General features: G+C 66.5%; 2 protein-coding genes. Both read left to right on the top strand.

What is annotated here, in order from left to right; all coding sequences use genetic code 11:
• The coding region (locus tag QOI01_RS33460) for a hypothetical protein (protein WP_526388090.1) at positions 1–159 on the top strand (159 nt) is incomplete at its 5' end.
• Positions 160–224: 65 nt separating this feature from the next.
• Positions 225–1,916 carry an alpha-keto acid decarboxylase family protein gene (locus tag QOI01_RS33455; RefSeq protein WP_526388088.1) on the top strand — a complete coding sequence of 564 codons (1,692 nt, stop codon included), beginning with the start codon at positions 225–227 and terminating at the stop codon, positions 1,914–1,916.
• The last annotated feature ends 637 nt before the right edge of the window (positions 1,917–2,553 follow it).

Raw genomic sequence — 2,553 nt, 5'->3', positions numbered from 1 at the left:
TCGGAGATCCAGGCCGCGGTCAAGGACCGCAAGGGTTCGGTGCAGTCGCCCAAGCAGGTCGTGGTGGTGGACTCGCTGCCGATGACCGCGTTGGGCAAGCCCGACAAGAAGGCGCTGCGCGCCAAGTTCTGGGAAGACGCGGACAGAGCGGTCGGCTGAATCTCGCTGCCCACCCAACCCGGCCGGAGAGCGTCCGGTATTCACATCGAAGTCAGGCAATCACAATGACAACCGCTACCACCTCGACAACCGTCGGTTCCTACCTGGCGACGCGGCTGGTACAGCTCGGCGTCACCCATCTTTTCGGGCTGCCCGGTGATTACAACCTGACGCTACTCGACGAATTGCTCGCCGTAGAGGGCATCGACTGGTCGGGATCGACGAACGAGCTCAATGCCGCCTACACCGCAGACGGATACGCCCGGGCGGGTTGCCGCCTCGGTGCGCTCGTCACTGCCCACGGGGTGGGCGAGTTGTCGGCGATCAACGGCATCGCCGGCAGCTACGCCGAAGACGTACCCGTGGTGCACATAGTCGGCATGCCCTCGCGTGCGGCGATCGAGCGCCGCGCCCCGCTGCACCACACCTTGCTCGACGGTGATTTCCTGCGGTTCGCGCGGATGTCCCGTGAAGTCACTGCGGCGCAGGCGGTCCTGGATCCGCGCACCGCGGCGCAGGAGATCGACCGGGTCCTGCAGATCGCACTGAACACGAGCAAGCCCGTCTACCTCGGTGTGCCTCTGGACGTGGCGAACGCGCCGGTCCTCGGCCAACCTTTGCAGATCCCTCTGCGGTGCGTGGGTAGTGAGCCTGCCGCGGTCGAGGCGTTCCGCATGGCCCTCGAACGTCGTCTCGCCGACGAGAAGGGGATCACCATACTGGCCGGGCCACGCATACATCGCCGAGGCCTGGAAACGATGGTGGCCGAACTCGCCGGACTGCCCGGGGTCCGGGTGGCGTCCCAGCCCGGATCGAAAGCGCTGCTGGATGAGGACGATCCGGCCAGCCTGGGCACCTATGTCGGCGCCGCCACCCGGTCGGACGAGGCCCGGGCAGCGATCGACAACGGTTCACTTCTGGTCATGGCCGGAACGGTGGAGAGCGACTTCACCACCGGATCCTTCACCCACCGCTATAGCTCTGCCCTCGCGGTGGAGCTTGCGCTCGATCACGCGCGGATCGGGCGGGCGGTGTACCCCGGTGTGCGGCTGGAGGACTCGCTGCAGGTCCTCAACCAGCTGGTGAGCAACAGCCAGTTCGCCGACGCCAGTTCGATCGCGGCCACGGTGCCCGCGTCCGTCCCTGGCGGGAACCCGGACGAACCTCTGAACCACGAACGATTCTGGGCACGGGTGCAGGACTGGCTTCCGCCGTCGACGACAGTGGCCGCTGAAATCGGGACGGCGTTGTATGGGGTGCTCGATCTCCGGCTGCCACTCGACTCCGACCTGCTCTGCCAGCCGGTGTGGTCGTCGATCGGATTTACTTTGCCAGCCGTGCTCGGCGCCGCGTTGGCCCGGCCCGATCGGCGACCGGTCCTCTTCATCGGGGACGGTTCGGCGCAGCTGACCGTGCAGGAACTCGGTACGTTCTTCGCCCGCGGTATCCGGCCCGTCGTGTTCGTCATCAACAACGACGGCTACACGGTCGAGCGGCTGCTCCAGAGCCCAACGGCCGACTATCAGGACATCGTCCAGTGGAACTGGACAGAGCTGCCCGCCGCCCTGGGCGGCACCGACGTAGGCACCGCGAAGGTCCGAACAGTCCGCGAGCTGCAGGACGCCCTCCAGGGTGCCTCGGACCCCGAACATGCGTGGCTCATCGAAGTAATGCTGCCGCGGATGGACGTGCCGCGCCAGCTCGTGGAACTCGCCCGTGGGAAGAGGACCACCAACTCGACGCCCTCGGAAGACTGATGGGCTGGTGGGGGGAGGCATCGAACTGGGGAGCGCTGCTGAACAGGTCGCCCCGGATTTCGGCAGCTCGCCAATCGCGACTCGGCGGCCTTGAGCAGTTCTTCGGAGACCGTCCACAGTCGGTCGGCATTCGCTGGGTCGGGGACCATCTCGTTAACGGTGTTCAACGCGTTCGCGATCACCTTCGGCGACCGATTCCCGGCAGCCGAAACCTGCTAATGAAAACCGCCGGAAACCCAATGAAACCGTCGGAACCACCTTTAACGAGATCGTCCCCGTGCTGTCGGCGTGCACTTCGAAGTCGGTTAGTGAGCGGTGAGGCCGCCAGAGGGAGCGGATTGCCGACACTCGGTGGTTGCCTTCGCGGGAGACCGTATGGGCGCCGGTGCACTGGGTACAGAGTTGGGTGGGCGGCGGTGATTCGCCGCGCGAGCGGCAGGCAGTTGACGCGCCCGGTGCGAGTTGTCGTTCACTTTTGCGGATGGCGCACCCGCGAATGCCGTACAGCCCGCGCGTCGCGAGATGGTCGGACGGCGGCTCCGGGCTGGGTCGGCGCCGTCGTGGAGGAAGCCGTTGCAGAGGTTGCAGAGATAGATGGTCGGCTGAGTGGCGGTGTGCCCCGGCCGGGGCACACCCC

It is taken from the genome of Mycobacterium sp. (assembly GCF_032162605.1).
GTDB lineage: Bacteria > Actinomycetota > Actinomycetes > Mycobacteriales > Mycobacteriaceae > Mycobacterium.
The sequence above is the reverse complement of the archived record's forward strand: the minus strand, read 5'-3'. Positions and strand labels throughout refer to the sequence as shown.

Excerpts from the sequence above, each read along its gene's own strand:
- QOI01_RS33455 (WP_526388088.1), top strand. The coding sequence starts at position 225 with ATGACAACCGCTACCACCTCGACAACCGTCGGTTCCTACCTGGCGACG.